At 74.8% G+C, this 16,272-nt stretch carries 12 protein-coding genes and 1 pseudogene; 10 read left to right on the top strand and 3 right to left on the bottom strand.

The window, feature by feature from the left end:
* Window positions 1–50 precede the first annotated feature (50 nt).
* Complete coding sequence (sucB, locus tag ACGFIZ_RS16180; RefSeq protein WP_393419903.1) at window positions 51–1,955, top strand: 2-oxoglutarate dehydrogenase, E2 component, dihydrolipoamide succinyltransferase; 1,905 nt, start codon at window positions 51–53, stop codon at window positions 1,953–1,955.
* 139 nt (window positions 1,956–2,094) lie between these two features.
* A complete protein-coding gene (locus tag ACGFIZ_RS16185) occupies window positions 2,095–3,468 on the top strand; it encodes a low temperature requirement protein A (RefSeq protein ID WP_393419905.1) in 1,374 nt (457 codons plus the stop codon).
* 79 nt (window positions 3,469–3,547) lie between these two features.
* Here ACGFIZ_RS16185 and ACGFIZ_RS16190 read toward each other — a convergent pair whose 3' ends face one another.
* Complete coding sequence (locus ACGFIZ_RS16190) at window positions 3,548–3,670, bottom strand: hypothetical protein (RefSeq protein WP_393419907.1); 123 nt, start codon at window positions 3,668–3,670, stop codon at window positions 3,548–3,550.
* An 877-nt stretch (window positions 3,671–4,547) separates the two neighbouring features.
* Between ACGFIZ_RS16190 and ACGFIZ_RS16195 the strand changes: the two genes are divergently transcribed.
* From ACGFIZ_RS16195 to ACGFIZ_RS16210, 4 genes are all read left to right on the top strand, one after another.
* Entirely contained in the window at window positions 4,548–4,826 is a 279-nt protein-coding gene (locus ACGFIZ_RS16195) for a hypothetical protein (protein WP_393419909.1), read from the top strand.
* Complete coding sequence (locus ACGFIZ_RS16200) at window positions 4,790–5,479, top strand: hypothetical protein (protein WP_393419911.1); 690 nt, start codon at window positions 4,790–4,792, stop codon at window positions 5,477–5,479. The genes ACGFIZ_RS16195 and ACGFIZ_RS16200 overlap by 37 nt, the downstream gene beginning before the upstream one ends.
* A 521-nt stretch (window positions 5,480–6,000) precedes the next feature.
* On the top strand, window positions 6,001–7,581 hold the full coding sequence (locus ACGFIZ_RS16205) for an LLM class flavin-dependent oxidoreductase (protein ID WP_393419913.1): 1,581 nt from the start codon (window positions 6,001–6,003) through the stop codon (window positions 7,579–7,581).
* 289 nt (window positions 7,582–7,870) lie between these two features.
* On the top strand, window positions 7,871–8,770 hold the full coding sequence (locus tag ACGFIZ_RS16210; protein WP_393419915.1) for a TIGR01777 family oxidoreductase: 900 nt from the start codon (window positions 7,871–7,873) through the stop codon (window positions 8,768–8,770).
* Between the two features lie 46 nt (window positions 8,771–8,816).
* On the opposite strand, the gene ACGFIZ_RS16215 is transcribed toward ACGFIZ_RS16210, so the two are convergent.
* Complete coding sequence (locus ACGFIZ_RS16215) at window positions 8,817–10,004, bottom strand: PHB depolymerase family esterase (protein WP_393419917.1); 1,188 nt, start codon at window positions 10,002–10,004, stop codon at window positions 8,817–8,819.
* 186 nt (window positions 10,005–10,190) lie between these two features.
* Between ACGFIZ_RS16215 and ACGFIZ_RS16220 the strand changes: the two genes are divergently transcribed.
* Window positions 10,191–12,011, top strand: coding sequence for a DUF2079 domain-containing protein (locus ACGFIZ_RS16220; protein ID WP_393419918.1), 1,821 nt, complete (start codon window positions 10,191–10,193; stop codon window positions 12,009–12,011).
* 102 nt (window positions 12,012–12,113) lie between these two features.
* Window positions 12,114–12,761, top strand: a complete 648-nt coding sequence (gene lipB, locus ACGFIZ_RS16225) for a lipoyl(octanoyl) transferase LipB (protein ID WP_393419920.1) — start codon at window positions 12,114–12,116, stop codon at window positions 12,759–12,761.
* Window positions 12,762–13,041: 280 nt separating this feature from the next.
* Here lipB and aspS read toward each other — a convergent pair.
* Window positions 13,042–14,275 (bottom strand): annotated as a pseudogene (gene aspS / locus ACGFIZ_RS16230) (aspartate--tRNA(Asn) ligase).
* Window positions 14,276–14,472: 197 nt separating this feature from the next.
* Here aspS and lipA point away from each other — a divergent pair.
* Together lipA and ACGFIZ_RS16240 are read left to right on the top strand one after the other, a co-directional pair.
* Window positions 14,473–15,474: a lipoyl synthase gene (gene lipA / locus ACGFIZ_RS16235; RefSeq protein WP_393419922.1), complete on the top strand. Its 1,002-nt coding sequence runs from the start codon at window positions 14,473–14,475 to the stop codon at window positions 15,472–15,474.
* 99 nt (window positions 15,475–15,573) lie between these two features.
* Window positions 15,574–16,263, top strand: coding sequence for a DUF4191 domain-containing protein (locus ACGFIZ_RS16240; RefSeq protein WP_393419923.1), 690 nt, complete (start codon window positions 15,574–15,576; stop codon window positions 16,261–16,263).
* Window positions 16,264–16,272 lie beyond the last annotated feature (9 nt).

The following is a 16,272-nucleotide window of genomic DNA, read 5'->3' on the forward strand; positions in this document are numbered from 1 at the left end:
CCGGCGGCAGACGGGCGAGATGCACCAGGGAATGAAGGAGTCTTAGAGAGATGCCGGTATCGGTCACCATGCCTCGGCTCGGCGAGAGCGTCACCGAGGGCACCGTCACCCGCTGGCTCAAGCAGGAGGGTGACACCGTCGAGGTCGACGAGCCGCTGCTCGAGGTCTCGACCGACAAGGTCGACACCGAGATCCCGTCGCCGGCGGCGGGCGTGCTGAGCCGGATCGTGGTGGGCGAGGACGAGACCGCCGAGGTCGGCAGCGAGCTGGCGGTCATCGCCGGTGAGGGCGAGTCGGCGGGCGGCGGCGCGGCCCCGCAGCAGGAGGAGCCGGCGGCCGAGGCCGCCGCCGAGCCGCAGGCCGAGGCGGAGCAGCCGGCCGTGCAGGAGCCGGCCCCGGCCGCTGCGGCCCCGGCCGCTGCAGCCCCGGCCGCTGCGGCCCCGTCGGGCCAGGGCACCCCGGTGAAGATGCCGGCCCTCGGCGAGAGCGTCACCGAGGGTACGGTCACCCGCTGGCTCAAGCAGGTCGGCGACACTGTCGAGGTCGACGAGCCGCTGCTCGAGGTCTCCACCGACAAGGTCGACACCGAGATCCCGTCGCCGGTCGCCGGCACGCTGCTGGAGATCAAGGTCGCCGAGGACGAGACCGCGGCGGTGGGCGCCGACCTGGCGGTCGTCGGCGCGGCCGGTGCCGCCCCGGCGGCGGAGCCGAAGCCCGAGCCGAAGCCCGCGGCCGCGCCGGAGCCGCCCGCGGCGAAGCCGGCGCCGAAGGCCGAGGCCCCGGCGCCGAAGGTCGAGGCCCCGGCGCCGAAGGTCGAGGCCCCGGCGCCGAAGGTCGAGGCCCCGGCGCCGAAGGTCGAGGAGCCGACCCCGGGCCTGTCGTACAACGAGCCGGCGGCGGAGGCCGAGACCGCGGCCCGGCCCGCGCAGGCCGAGCGGCAGGCGACCCCGGCGGCGCCGACCGCCGTCCCGCAGCGCCCCACGGCGCCCGCGCAGGGGGGCGGCGAGGAGGCGGCCGGCTACGTGACCCCGCTGGTACGCAAGCTCGCCGGCGAGCACGGCGTGGACCTCTCCGCCGTGCGGGGCACCGGCGTCGGCGGCCGGATCCGCAAGCAGGACGTGCTCGAGGCGGCGGAGCGGGCCAAGGCCGCCAAGGCCGCGCCGGCACCGGCCGCCCAGCCGGCCGCCGCGGCGGCCCCGGCCAAGCCGGCCGCGAAGCCCCAGCCGAGCGCGAAGCGGGGCACCACCGAGAAGCTGCCCCGGATTCGCGCGGTCATCGCCAAGCGGATGCAGGAGTCGCTGCACGAGATGGCGCAGCTCACCACGGTGGTCGAGGTGGACGTCACCAAGGTCGCCAAGCTGCGGGCGCGGGCCAAGGACTCGTTCCAGCAGCGGCACGGCGTGAAGCTGTCGTTCCTGCCGTTCTTCGGCCTGGCGGCCGTCGAGGCGCTGCAGGCGTACCCGATCGTCAACGCCAGCATGGACCTGGACGCCGGCACGATCACCTACCCGGCCGCCGAGCACCTGGGCATCGCGGTGGACACCGAGCGCGGCCTGATGGTGCCGGTGATCCACAACGCGGGTGACCTGAACCTGGGCGGGCTGGCCAAGCGGATCGCCGACCTGGCGGACCGCACCCGCACCAACAAGATCAACCCGGACGAGATCGCCGGGGCGACCTTCACCCTGACCAACACCGGCAGCCGGGGCGCCCTCTTCGACACCCCGATCGTGCCGAGCCCGCAGTCGGCGATGCTCGGCACGGGCGCCGTGGTCAAGCGGCCGGTCGTGGTGAACGACCCGGAGCTCGGCGAGGTGATCGCGGTCCGCTCGATGGTCTACCTGGCCCTGTCGTACGACCACCGGCTCATCGACGGCGCGGACGCCGCCCGCTTCCTGGTCGCGGTCAAGGAGCGGCTGGAGGCCGGCAACTTCGAGGCCGAGCTGGGCCTGTAACCCGCAGCGCCGCCGGACGCGGGGCGCCCCGGTCACACCGACCGGGGCGCCCCGCGCCGTTTCACCCGCCGGTCCCGCTCGCGGGGGGACTCCCGTCGAACCCGCACCCGCCCCGTCGTCCGCTCGGCAGAGTGGACGGGTGGGCGGCTACGGGGGACGCGGGCGGCTCGGGCCGGCCGTGGCCGTGGCCCCGGGCGCCCGGGTCGACCGGTTCGAGGTGTTCTTCGACCTGGTCTTCGTCTTCTCCTTCTTCATCATCACCCGGGCCACGGCCGTCCAGATCAGCGGCACGTCCCTGCTGCGCGGCATGCTGGTGCTGGCGGTGCTGTGGTGGGCCTGGGTGATCCACAGCATCGTGGCCACCCGGGTCCGGCTCGGCGCGGGCTTCGTCCCGGTGCTGATGGTCCTCGCGATGGCCGCGCTGTTCTGCTTCGCCCTGGGGCTGCCCCAGGCGTTCGGGAACCCGCACGGGGGCGCCGCCGGGCCGGTCGTCGTTGCGCTGGCCTACGTGGTGCTGCGCACCGCGCACGTGCTGCTGTACCTGCACGCCGTGCGACGCGACCCGGAGGAACTGCGGCAGCTCGCCCGGCTCGCGCCGGAGCTCGTGCTGAGCACCTTCCTGCTGCTCGCCGCGGCGCTGATCCCCGGCCAGATCGACGACCCCCAGTGGGCGGCATGGGTCCGGGACGGGCTCTGGGCGACCGTGGTGCTCCTCCAGTACGCCACGGGAATCATCAGCGGCACCCGGAACTGGACGGTCCCGTCGGCGGAGCACTGGACGGAACGGTACGACTTCATCCTCATCATCGCCCTGGGCGAGTCGGTCATCTCGATCGGCGTCGGCAGCAACCTCCTCGGCCAGGTGCCGACCTGGCCGGCGGTCGTCGCCGCCGCCCTCGGCATCTTCCTCACCGCGGCCCTCTGGTGGGCCCACTTCGACATGATCGGGCCGGCCGCCCGGATCGCGCTGCACGCCGCGCAGGGCCGCCCCCGGATGACGATGGCCCGCGACGGCCACGCCTACCTCTTCCTGCCGATGATCGCGGGGATCATCCTGTTCTCCCTCGGCGCAGAGGGGATCCTGGACGACATCGCCGACCCGCATACCCCCTTCTACGGGGTGGCCAGCGGCCAGGACGTGCGACTGCTCTACGGCGGCCTGATCTGCTACCTGGGCGGGAACATGCTGTTCCAGCTCCGCACGCTGCGCACCCTGTCCTGGTCCCGGGTCGGCACCGTCGTGGTGCTGGCCGCCGGCATCCCGGCCGCCCCGCACCTGCCCGGGCTGGCCGCCCTCGGCCTGGCGACCGGGATCTGCGTGGGTCTCTGCGTGGTCGAGGTGCTGACCATGAACGAGGCCCGGCAGGCGCTGCACGCGATGGTCTTCCACGAGCGCACCACCCACGAGGCGCACGAGGCCGCCTGGCGGGCCCGGTGGCACGAGGACGAGCTCGACAAGGCCGGGGCGCCGGAGGAGCCGGAGGACCCCGCGCGAGGGGGACGCTGCGGGTAGGCTCCGGGGCAGCGTGGCGGCGGCACGACCGCCCCGCGGCGCGTCCGGCGCGGCGGGGCGGTCCTGCCCGGCGGTCAGCTCACCAGCGGGTCACCCCGACCGCGTGCGGGTCCTCCGTCGTCCCGACGAACGACACCGCGTCGCCGAAGGTGCTGCGCATGATGCCGGCCCACGCCGCGCCGATGGTGGCGTGGCCGGACACCCAGGCGGGGAAGCACGGCCGTCCCCGGCCCGGTCGTACTTCTCGCCGCCGCCGGGTACACCGCCCGCGACCTGCTCGTCGCGGCGCTGCCGGCGCAGGCCGCGTACGTCCAGCAGAGGTTCACCGACCGGTACGGCACCCGCAGCCAGACGGACGCGCGCCGGCTGGCCGACCTGGTGATCAAGCGCCGGACTGATCTCTGCATGGGTGGGCAGACCTTTCGTCAGGGAAGGCGGGACGTCGACCCCTCGTGACGGTCGCCCCCGCCGCCGGAGACCCCGGCGCGGTGATCATTCCGATCGATGACGGTCGCTGGCTATGGTTTCGGCCGAACCCGGCCGGAGTCGGCCGACCCGCCGGCGCACCGACACTCGGAGCCATCCGCTCCGCCGCCGACCGCGCAGACCGAACCCGGCGCGACCACCTCGTGACACAAATCGATTGGTGCCGATAGATTGGGGCGGTCCGGGCAACCACGGATACGGGGGAGACATGGTCTGGGACGACTCGCCGCCGGATCCCGGGTCGGCGCGGAACGTGGCCGAGTTCGTCGACCGGCTACGGTCACTCAAGGTGTGGGCGGGCAACCCGTCCTTCCACGAGCTGCCCCGGCTGGAGACCGTGCGCGGCTTCGTCATGGCCTGTGGGGCGCCCCCCACCGACCGGGCGCGGTGGGAGGCGGTCTGGCGGTCGCTGCAGGGCGGGCCGGTCGGAGCGGCCACGCCGCACCTGCTGCCCCGGCCGGCGGCGCCCTTCGTCGGCCGCCAGGGGGTGCTGGACCAGCTCGACGCCGTCCGGCGCGAGCAGGCCGACCGGCGGCAGCCCGCGCTCGCCCTGCTCGTCGGGGGGCGCCGGCACCGGCAAGACGGCGACCACGGTGCACTGGGCGCACCGGGTCGCCCGGCACTACCCGGACGGGCAGCTGCACGTCGAGCTGGACGGCTTCGCCGGGCGGCCGGCCGCCGCCACGCACGCCGCGCTGGCCCGGCTGCTGCGCTTCCTCGGCGTGCCGCCCGCGGACCTGCCAGCCGATCCGGCCGACCGGATCGCGCTGTACCGCTCGCTGACGTACCCCCTGCGGCTGCTGGTCGTCCTCGACGACGCCCGCACGCCGCGCAGGTGGCCCCGCTGTTGCCGGCCGGGCCGGACTGTCTGACGGTGGTCACCAGCCGCAGCCGGCTCTCCGGCCTGGTCGCCCGCGAGGGAGGTCACCGGCTCCGGCTGCCCGCCCTAGGCGAGCGAGAGGCGGTCGCGCTGCTCGCCGCGATGCTGGGCGCGCCACGGGCTCAGCGGGAGCCGGCTGCCCTGGCCCGGGTGGCCGGCCACTGCGGCGGGCTTCCCATGGCGCTGCGCGTCGCCGCCGTCGGCCTCGCCGACCGCCCGGAGCAGCACGCCAGCGCGTACGCGGACCTGCTCGACGCCGCCGGGCCGCTGGACGGCCTCGACCCGCACGGCGACCCGACGATCGACCTGCGGGCCGCGTTCGACGCCAGCTACCACGCCCTCGACGAGCCGGCGCGGGCGTTGCTACCGACCGTCGCGGCCGCGGGCCTCGCCTTCACCGCCCGCACGGTCGCGGCCCGCGCCGGCCTGCCCGCGCCGGAGGCACGCCGCCGGTTGCACGCGCTCGCCGCCGTGCACCTGATCGACCCGACGGGCTCGGACGGGTACCGGATGAACCCGCTGGTCCACGCGTGGGCGCGGGAACGGGCGCGGGAGAGCCCGCACCGCCGGGTCCCCCGGCCCCGCCCACCGGCGGGCCGTCCCGCCCCCACGTCGAACGGGTGCCCCACCGCGGCCTGCGCGTGACGGTACGGGATGCGGGACCCCGCCGGCCGGCGACCATCGTCCTGGCCGTGAGCGTGCTGCCCCTCTCGGCCGGGAGAAAGTGGTGGGATCGGACGCCTGTGGAGCTGCCCGCACAGACGGGGCAAAGACCACGGCCTGTCTCCCGACGGCAGCGCGCCCGGGCACCCCGGCGAAGGCGCCGGTCGGCCCTGTCGTAGCGGCCGTGACGATCGGGTGGACGGGCCTGCACCGGCATCGGCCGGGGCGGCATCGCCGACGGCCCCATCATCACCCACACCGGGCACCCGCGGCCGGGACAGCAGGCGGGCGCATGGACGGGGCAGCTCCACAGGCAGCAGAACAGGTGCCGGCTGCCGGGACGCAGCCCCGGCGGCGGATTCGGCCGTCGGCAGATTCGGCGGTGGGCAGATTCGGCGGTGGGCAGATTCGGCGGTGGGCAGAAATCGGCCCGGCGGGCTGGCCCGGCGGGCTGGCCCGGCGGGCTGGCCCGGCGGGCGTCGACAGCGGAGGCTGGGCCGGCGGTGACGTTCTCCCTCCAGTCCACCCCCACCGACGCCGCAAGCTGGCTCGACCTCGCCCGGCGCGCCGAGGCGGCCAGCTTCGACGCCCTGCTCGCCGCCGACCACCCCGGCTCCTGTGGAAACCCGTTCGTCGCGCTGGCCGCCGCCGCATCCGTCACCTCGACGATCGGGCTCGGCTCGAACGTGTCGAACCTCGGCGTCCGCGAGCCCATGCTGCTGGCCACCGACGTGGCCACGCTCGACCTGATCTCCGGCGGGCGGGCCCGGCTGGGCGTCGGCGCCGGCCACACCCCGGCCGAGTGGCGCGCCGTCGGCCGGGAACGCCCCGACGTCGCCGGCCGGGTACGCCGCTGCATCGCCGCCACCGAGGCCGTCCGCGCCCTGCTCGACGGCGAGGAGGTCACCGTGGACTTCCCCGACCTGACCATGCACGCGGCCAACCTGAAGTCGCCCCGACCGGTCCAGCGACGCATCCCGCTGACCGTCGGGACGTCCAACTCGACCCTGCTGCGCTGGGCCGGCGCGCACGCCGACATCGTCGGGCTCGCCGGCTTCGGCCGTACGCTCGCCGACGGCCACATGCACGAGGCGCGCTGGCGCGCCGACCAGATCGAGGCGCAGCTCGCGTGCGTCGCCGCCGGGGCGGCCGGCCGGGCCGAGCCACCGCCGCTGGAGGCGCTGGTGCAGCGGGTGGTGGTGACCGACGACGCCGAGACCGCCGGGAAATCTTGGTACGAAAATGCCCCCGGAGGGGCCGTTTCATACCAAGATTCGCGCCCGTCGGGCCGCAGCAGGACCGGTGCCGGGCGGAACAGCCGTTTGTGGGACAAGGTGACCCGCACCAACCCACAGGTCGCCGCAGCGAGCCACGCCGCCCAGCGGGCCGGGTTCGGTCGGCGTGATGCCGCGCAACCGCGTCAGCCCCGCGAACACCGTGTCCAGGGTCGCCTCGGGCGCGACGACTCTGCCGGACACCCCGCTGATCAGGACGGCGCGCTGGCCGTCCGGGCTGTGCACGCCGCGCTCCGCGGAGTACTCCTCGGCCGACAGCGTGTAGGCGGTCCCGACCGCGCTCGTCGGCTCCCCGTCAAGCAGCTGCTTGAAGCCGCCCATGGCCTGCCGCGCCTGCAGGTGCAGGCGCCGGTCGAGCGACTCGGGCCAGCGTCCCGACAACAGCTCGGGCTTGGTCAGGCGCATCGCGGCGGGAGAGGACGTGGGAATCGCCTCCGCCGCCGGCTCGGCGACATCGCTGAGGCGTGTGCATCCGGTCGCGGTCACGAGCCCGGCCAGGACCACCGCCACAACCCCCACCAGGCGCCGCCGAGCGTTCGCCGTCCTCATCCCGCCATGCGCCGTGCCCTCTTCTCCTGTCGACCGCCGGGGCACGATACCCCAGCGGATCGACCGGGGTCGTCCTGGCTTGGAACCGCACGACGGGCCGGAGGGCGCCCAACTGGGGCTGTGCTCCCGGCACAAGGCCCGGAGCACAGCCCGTTCAGCACCCGGGTCGGCCTGACCCGGAGGCCGTCAGCACCGACCATTGTGGGGATCATGATCGGAAGCGGCCCGCCACTGTCGTGAATCGGATTCACGCCGTCGAGGCGCCCCCTGCCCCGGGCGCACAGGCGGGGCAGCTCCACAGGGGCCGGGCCCGGCGGGCGGGCACGGCACGGCGGGCGGGCACGGCACGGCGGGCGGGCACGGCACGGCGGGCGGGCACGGCACGGCGGGCGGGCACGGCACGGCGGGCGGGCACGGCACGGCACGGCACGGCGGGCGGGCACGGCACGGCGGGCGGGCACGGCGGGGTCCGCGTGCTCCGTACGCCACTCGCCGGATGGACCGGGGCCGCGTGCCCGAAGATGGGCCTATGCGCATCCTCATGGCCGGCGCGTCCGGCTTCCTGGGCACCCGGCTGGTCGAGCGGCTCACCGCCGACGGGCACCAGGTCACCCGCCTGGTCCGGCGGCCGGCGCGCACCCCCGACGAACGGCAGTGGAACCCGTCGGCCGCGGAGCTGGACCCGGCGGCGGTCGCCGAGGCCGACGCGGTGGTCAACCTGGCCGGCGCCGGCGTCGGCGACCGGCGGTGGAACGACGGGTACAAGCGGCTGATCCGGTCGAGCCGGGTCGACACCACGACGACCCTGGCGATCAGAATCGCCGAGCTGCCGGCGGCCGACCGGCCGGCGGTGCTGCTCAACGCCTCCGCCGTCGGCTGGTACGGCAACACCGGCGACCGGGTCGTCTACGAGGACGCCCCGGCGGGCGAGGGCTTCCTGGCCGACGTCTGCCGGGTCTGGGAGGCGGCCACCCGTCCGGCCGAGGACGCGGGTGCACGGGTGGTCCGGCTGCGCACGGGGCTGCCGCTGCACCGCGACGGCGGGATGCTCAAGCCGCAGCTGCTGCCGTTCCGGCTGGGGATCGCGGGGCGGCTCGGCAGCGGCCGGCAGTGGCTGCCGTGGATCTCGTTGGCCGACTGGCTGCGCGTGGCCGCGTTCCTGCTGGAGCGGGACGACGTCGCCGGCCCGGTGAACGCCGTCGGGCCGAACCCGGTCACCAACGCCGAGTTCACGAGGGAACTGGCCCGCCAGCTGCACCGCCCGGCGGTCATCCCGATTCCCGCGCCGGCGCTGAGGCTCGCGCTCGGCGGTTTCGCCCACGAGGCCCTGACCAGCGCCCGGGTGCTGCCCGGCGCCCTCACCCGGGCCGGCTTCACCTACCGCCACCAGGACCTGCCGGGCGCGCTGCGCGCCGCCCTGACCGAGTGAACGAAGGGAGGGCCCCGGCAAAGGGGGCCCTCCCGGCCACGGCGTCTCAGCAGCCGATCACCCAGTAGCTCGGGCCGGTCTGCCGCAGGGTCGTCGACGTGAAGGTGTTGTAGAGGCCCATGTTCTGGTTGCTGCCGAGCGCGTACGCGTACCCGCCGGACTGGTAGGCGCGGCCCGCGACGACGTGCGCGTAGTTGCTGGCGGTGACGCAGGTCGGGGCCGGCGTGGGCGAGGTGGTCGGCGTCGGGCTCGGCGCGGCGCTGCCCAGGCCGAAGAAGACCGCGTCCCGGTACGCCGAGCAGATGGTGTCCAGGAAGTACGCCCCGGCGGTGCCGCACTGGTCGGCGCCCGCGCCCGGGTCGACGGGGGTGCCGTGCCCCATCCCGGCGATCCGGTAGAGGCGGACGGCGTCGTTGCCGTACACCTCCAGGCTGGTGCCGGCGGGCAGCGTGGTCGTGCTGGTCGGGGTCTGCGACACGCCCAGCACGTTGGTCCACTGGTCGCGGGACTCGACGGCGTTCATCGGCCGTACCGTGAAGTCGGACGTGCCGTGCCAGATCGCCACCCGGGGGCGGCGGCCGGCGTACCCCGGGTACGCGTTGCGGACCAGGTCGCCCCACGCGGCGGGGGTCTTGTCGACGCCCGGGTTCATGCAGGAGAACGCGCTGGTCGAGCTGGTGGCGCAGCGGTACGGCAGCCCGGCGACGACCGAGCCGGCGGCGAAGACGTCGGGGTACGTGGCCAGCATGACCGCGCTCATCGCCCCGCCCGCGGAGAGGCCGCTGACGAAGATCCGGCCGGCGTCGAGGCCGTAGTTGCTCCTGGCGTAGTCGACCATCTGCTTGATCGACAGCGCCTCGCCCTGGCCCCGGGCGGTGTCGCCGGTCTCGAACCAGTTGAAGCAGGAGCTGGAGTTGTTGGCCGAGGGCTGCTGGGCCACGATCAGGGCGAACTGCCACTGGTCGGCGTACTTCCGCCAGCCCGAGTTGGTGAAGTACGTCGACGCGTTCTGGGAGCAGCCGTGCAGCAGCACCACGGCGGGCGAGTTGGCGGGCAGCCCGTCGGGGCGGTAGGCGTACATGGCCAGGTTGCCGGGGTTGGAGCCGAAGCCGGTGACCTGGGTGAGGCTGGCGGCCTGGGCGGGCGCGGACACGGCGACCAGGGCCGCCGCGGCGAGGGTGATCCCGGCGGCGACTGCGGCGAGCCGGGCGAGCGGGGACGGGGAGCGGCGCACGGGCCACCTCCTACGGTGGATTGTGAACTGAGTCACGTCCGACTTGCCGCGACGTTACATCTGTGTTATCGGCCACCGACATGGCCGGCGATCACACATTGACGTACGCCGAAGTGTGTCGGTGTCCGACTGGTCAGCTTCCGTGTCGTACCGGCGTGTCCAGGTCCGGTTGGTAACGTCCGCTGCGTGCCGTCCTCCCCGTCCCTGGCCACCGGACCGACGTCCGGCCCCGCCGCCGCGCGCGACCGGCGCGCCGACCTGATCGCCGCGCTGCTCGCGATCGGACTCGCCGTCTGGGTGACCAGCGGCCTGTGGCGGGACCCGAACCACCGGGCGATCACCGTCAACTCCAGCGACCAGGCGCTGTTCGAGTGGCTGCTCGCCTTCGGCGGGCACGCGCTCACGCACGGGGAGAACCCGCTGCTGACGTACCTGCTCAACGTCCCGCACGGGGTGAACCTCGCGGTCAACACCTCGATCACCGTGTACGCGGCCGTGTTCGCGCCGCTGACGTACCTGATCGGGCCCCCGGCGACGTTCCTGGTGATCCTCACCCTCAACCTGGCCGCCACCGCGCTGGTCTGGTACTGGGTGCTCTCCCGGCACCTCGTGCGCAGCCGGCTCGCGGCGGCGGTCGGCGCGCTGTTCATCGCCTACTCCCCCGGCATGGTGTCGCACGCCAACGCCCACCTGAACTGGACCGCCGGCTGGCTGGTGCCGCTGCTGGCCTGGCGGCTGTTCGCGCTGCGCCGCCCGGGGCACTGGCTGCGCGACGGGATCCTGCTGGGCGTCGCCGTCGCGGTGGCGTTCTCCGTCGCGGCCGAGGGGCTGTTCTTCACCGCCCTCGCGCTGGCGCTGTTCCTCGCCGTCTGGGCGCTGCACCCGAGCCGGCGGGCGCAGGCCCGGGCCGCGCTGCCCCCCTTCCTGCGCGGGCTCGCGGTGACCGCGCTGACCGCCGGGGTGCTGCTGGCGTACCCGCTGTGGCTGCACTTCGCCGGGCCGCAGCGGTACCACGGCACCGGCTTCGACCCGCTCGTGCACTCCGAGGACATCGCCGCGTACTGGGCGTACCCGCGCCGATCCCTCGCCGGCGAGGCGGGCCTCGGCACCTCGCTGGCGCCGAACCCCACGGAGGAGAACTCGTTCTTCGGGGTGCCGCTGCTGCTGCTCGCGGTCGCCTGCGTCGGCTTCCTGTGGTGGCGGGACCGCGCCCGCCGGGCCACCGTCTGGGGCCTCGCCGTGACCGCCGTGGTGTTCGCGGTGCTCTCCTGGGGGCCCCGGATGAAGTTCGACGGCCAGCGCAGCGACCGTTCGCTGCCGTTCCGGCTGCTGGACAACCTGCCGGTGGTCAACGCCGCCCTGCCGGCCCGGTTCGCCCTGGTGGTGGCGGTGGTGCTCGGCCTGCTGCTGGCGTACGCCGTCGACCGGCTGCGCGCGCAGCCGCCCCGGCGCCGCGCCGCGACGGCGGCGTGGGCCGTCGGCTTCGCGGCCGCCCTCCTGCCCCTGCTGCCCACGCCGCTGCTGACCAGCGTCCGCGAGCCGGTGCCGGCCTTCATCACGGCCGGCACCTGGAAGCGGTACGTCTCCCCGGGCGGGGTGCTCACCCCGCTGCCGGTGACCATCGACCTCACCCCGGACGGGCAGCGCTGGCAGGCGTACGCGCTGGCCGACCGGCAGGGCGAGTTCCGCATCCCGGCCGGGTTCTTCCTCGGGCCCGGCGGCCCGGACGGCCGGGGCCGGATCGGCCCGGTGCCCCGCACCTTCGACAGCCTGATGTTCTCCGCCGGCCGGGACGGCCTCGTCCCGATCGTCACCGAGGGCAGCATCAGGGAAGCCCTGGCCGACCTGCACTACTGGAAGGTCGAGGTGGTGGTCCTCCCCGACCGGGTGCACGGCGCCAAGTACGACGTCGACGAGGACGCCCTGCGGCGCACCGCCACGGCCCTGCTCGGGCCCCCCGAGCGGGTCGACGACGTCTGGCTGTGGAAGGTGCCCCCGCCGGCGTGACGGGTCCCGCCGGCGGAGGCGCGGCCGTGCGCGCGGCCGGGGACGCGGCCGTGAGCCGGCTCACGGGAGGTGACCGGCGGGTACGGGACTAGGCTGGTCGGCGTGACGACGACGATTCCGGGCCTCACGGCCGTCCGCGCCGGGGTGCTCGACTACCAGGCCGCGTGGGACGAGCAGCGCCGACTGCACGAGTCGGTGGTGGCCGGCGAGCGCGGGAACACCGTGCTGCTGTTGGAGCACCCGAGCGTCTACACCGCCGGCAAGCGCACCGAGCCGTGGGACCGGCCGATGGACGGCACCCCCGTGGTGGATGTCGACCGGGGCGGCAAGATCACCTGGCACGGTCCGGGGCAGCTGGTCGGCTACCCGATCGTGCGACTGCCCGACCCGGTCGACGTGGTCGCGTACGTGCGCCGCACCGAGCAGCTGCTGATCGACGTCTGCGCCGAGTTCGGCCTGGCCGCCGGCCGGGTCGAGGGGCGCAGCGGGGTCTGGGTGCCGGAGGACGACCGGGGGCCGGCCCGCAAGGTGGCCGCCATCGGCATCCGGGTCGCCCGCGGGGTCACCCTGCACGGCTTCTCGATCAACTGCGACTGCGACCTGACGTACTTCGACCGGATCGTGCCCTGCGGCATCCGGGACGCCGGGGTCACCTCCCTCACCGCCGAGCTGGGCCGCCCGGTCACGGTCGCCGACGTGCTGCCGGTGGTCGAGCGGCGGCTCCCCACCCTGGTCACGGTCGCGGACTGACGCTGGTGCGGATCGACCTCACGCCTGGGACCTGCTCGGCCCGGCCTGATCTCGCGGGCGGCCCGGCTTCCAGCGCGTGCCGTCCTCGCCGACCGACCCCCGTCTCGTCACCCAGGGTCACACCACCGCCCACCACCACCGACTACTTTCGGGCCCTTCGCTCTGCACCCGTCGACGCACCACACACTCCCGGTGACCGCTGCGTCCGTGGGTGCAGAGCAAAGGGCGCGAAACCGAGGGGTGGGTGGGGGCCGGAGGCGACGGCCCGGTCACACCCCGTTCAGGGGGTCAGCCGGTGCAGGTCGCGGGGGAAGGCGGTCACCTCCCGGACGTTCGTCGCGCCCGTGAGGCGGGCGACGAAGCGTTCCAGGCCGATCGCGAAGCCGCCGTGGGGCGGCATCCCGTGCCGGAACGCGTCGACGTAGCCGGCGTACGGCTCGACCGGCTCGCCGCGCGCCGCCAGGGCCGCCAGGTAGTCGTCGTAGCGGTGCAGGCGCTGCCCGCCGGTGACCAGCTCCACGCCGCGGAACAGCAGGTCGAACCCGTTCGAGTACGCCGGCCGCGCCGGGTCCGGGTGGGTGTAGAAGGGCCGCTTCGCCATCGGGTACCCGGTGACGAAGAGGAACTCCGAGCCGTGCTCCCGGCGGGGCCCACTCCCCCAGCGCCCGCTCGTGGGCGGGGGCGAGGTCCGGCTCGTCGGCCGGCGCGCCGGCGATGGCCAGCGCCTCGGTGAAGTGCACCACCGGGATCTGCGCCGGCACCGGCGGGGGCGTCACGCCGAGCGTGGCCAGGGCGGCGCCGGCCCGGTCGGCGACCGCGTCGAGCATCCCGGCGAGGGTGTCGCGCAGCACGGCCATGACGTCGCGGTGGTCGGTGACGAACCCCAGCTCGGCGTCGAGGGAGGTGTACTGGGCCAGGTGCCGGACGGTGTCGTGCGGTTCGGCCCGGAACACCGGCCCGACCTCGTACACCCGCTCGAAGACACCGACCATGAGCTGCTTGTAGAACTGCGGCGACTGGGCCAGGTACGCGGGCCGGCCGAACCAGTCCAGCGCGAAGACGTTCGCGCCGGACTCGGTCGACGAGGCGACCACCTTCGGGGTGTGGATCTCCACGAAGTCGCGGGCGTCCAGGGCGGCCCGGAAGCCGGCCACGCTCGCCGCCGAGACCCGCAGCGCGGCCGACCGCGACGGGTGGCGCAGCGCGGTCGGGGCGTGGTCGAGCTGGGTGGGCAGGGTCGCGGTCAGCGCCGGCCGGTACAGGTCGAAGGGCGGCGGTACGGCGGGCGGGCCGAGCGGTCGTACGGTGGGCTCGGTCAGCTCGACCCCGGCGGGGGCCGCGGCCGCCGCGACCTCGGGAGCGGCGCATCCGCGCCGTGCGACCACCGTGGCGGTGACCTCGACGACGGTCTCCTCGGTGAGCTTGTCGACGGCGGCGCGTATGGCCGGGTCGGTGACCACCACCTGGGCGAGGCCGGCGGGGTCTTCGCGCGCCGGCACCAGACCGCCTCTCAGCGACCGGCGGCTCTCTGGGCTGGCGGGTCGGCGCGCTACTCGGCTCCGTCACAGCTTTGCGGGCGAGCGTAACAGCCGGCCGGGGCGGATGTGACGGGGTTTTCGTCGGCGACGGTGCGCGGCGTCACAGGGTTTCCGGGGGTGACGGGCGTCGCCCGACGTTCATCGACGGCGGCCGTCGGGCGTAGGCTCGGTTTGTGACGATCGAGCACTCCGCGCCTACGGCAGAGCAGCCGACGAGCGCCGCCGCGCGTACCGGGACCGTCGCCCCCGAGGGGCGGCGCATGCTGCGGATCGAGGCGCGCAACGCCGAGACGCCGATCGAGCGCAAGCCGCCGTGGATCAAGGTGAAGGCCAGGATGGGGCCGGAGTACACCCAGCTGCGCGGGCTGGTCTCGCGCGAGGGGCTGCACACCGTCTGCCAGGAGGCCGGCTGCCCCAACATCTACGAGTGCTGGGAGGACCGGGAGGCGACGTTCCTCATCGGCGGCGACCAGTGCACCCGGCGCTGCGACTTCTGCCAGATCGACACGGGCAAGCCGGCGGAGTTCGACGCCGACGAGCCGCGCCGGGTGGCGGAGTCGGTGGTGGCGATGGGCCTGCGGTACGCGACGGTCACCGGCGTCGCCCGCGACGACCTGCCCGACGGCGGGGCGTGGCTGTACGCCGAGACGGTCCGGCAGATCCACGCGCTCCAGCCGGGGTGCGGCGTGGAGCTGCTGATCCCCGACTTCAACGCGGTCCCCGAGCAGCTGGCCGAGGTCTTCGGCGCCCGCCCGGAGGTGCTGGCGCACAACGTCGAGACGGTGCCCCGGATCTTCAAGCGGATCCGGCCGGCGTTCCGCTACGAGCGCTCGCTGGGCGTGATCCGGCAGGCCCGCGCCGCGGGCCTGGTGACCAAGAGCAACCTGATCCTGGGCATGGGCGAGGAGCGGGCCGAGGTGTCCCAGGCGCTGCGCGACCTGCACGAGGCGGGCTGCGAGCTGGTCACGGTCACGCAGTACCTGCGCCCGTCGCCCCGGCACCACCCGGTGAGCCGGTGGGTCAGGCCGGAGGAGTTCGTCGAGCTGCGCGAGGAGGCCGAGGAGATCGGCTTCGCCGGGGTGCTGAGCGGGCCGCTGGTGCGCTCGTCGTACCGGGCGGGGCGGCTCTACCGGCAGGCCCTGGCCGCCCGCGGCAGCGTTCCGGCGGGCGCCTGAGCGTCCCGCGGCAGCGTCCCGGCGGGCGCCTGAGCGTCCCGCGGGCGAGGTGCCGGGCGCGGATCAACGGGGTGGGCGGGGGCCACTAGACTCTGCGGCATGGCAAAGCCCCAGGAGAAGGTCTCGTTCGGCCAGCGGCTGAAGCAGATCGGGATGGTGTTCCGGTTCACCGCCAAGCAGGACAGGTGGTTCGCCCCGCTGGCCGCCGGCGCGGTGCTGATCCCGCTCGCGCTGACCGTGGTCGCGGTGATCCTCTGGGGCTGGTTCTGGCTGCCGCTGGGCATCCTGTTCGCGCTGCTCGCGCTGCTGATCGTGCTCAACCTGCGGTCCAACGCGGCGATGATGAACGCCGCCGAGGGGCAGCCCGGCGCGGCGGCGCAGATCATGGAGAGCATGCGCGGCGACTGGCGGGTCACCCCCGCCGTCAGCTCGACGACCCAGATGGACATGGTGCACCTGGTGATCGGCCGTCCCGGCGTGGTCCTGCTGGCCGAGGGCAACCCGCAGCGGGTGCGCGGCCTGCTCGGGCAGGAGAAGCGGCGGCTGGCCAAGGTGATCGGCAGCGCCCCGCTGTACGACTACGTGATCGGCCGCGAGGAGGGCGAGCTGCCGATCCGCAAGCTGCGGATGACCCTGATGCGGCTGCCGCGCAACCTCAGCGGCAAGGACGTCAACTCGCTCGACAAGCGGCTCAAGGCGCTCACCGCCCGCCCGCAGCTGCCCAAGGGCGCGATCCCGAAGAACATGCGCCCGCCGCGCGGGGCGTTCCGCCAGACCCGGGGTCGCTGAGCCCGACTC

Source organism: Micromonospora sp. NPDC048830 (assembly GCF_043198215.1).
GTDB lineage: Bacteria > Actinomycetota > Actinomycetes > Mycobacteriales > Micromonosporaceae > Micromonospora.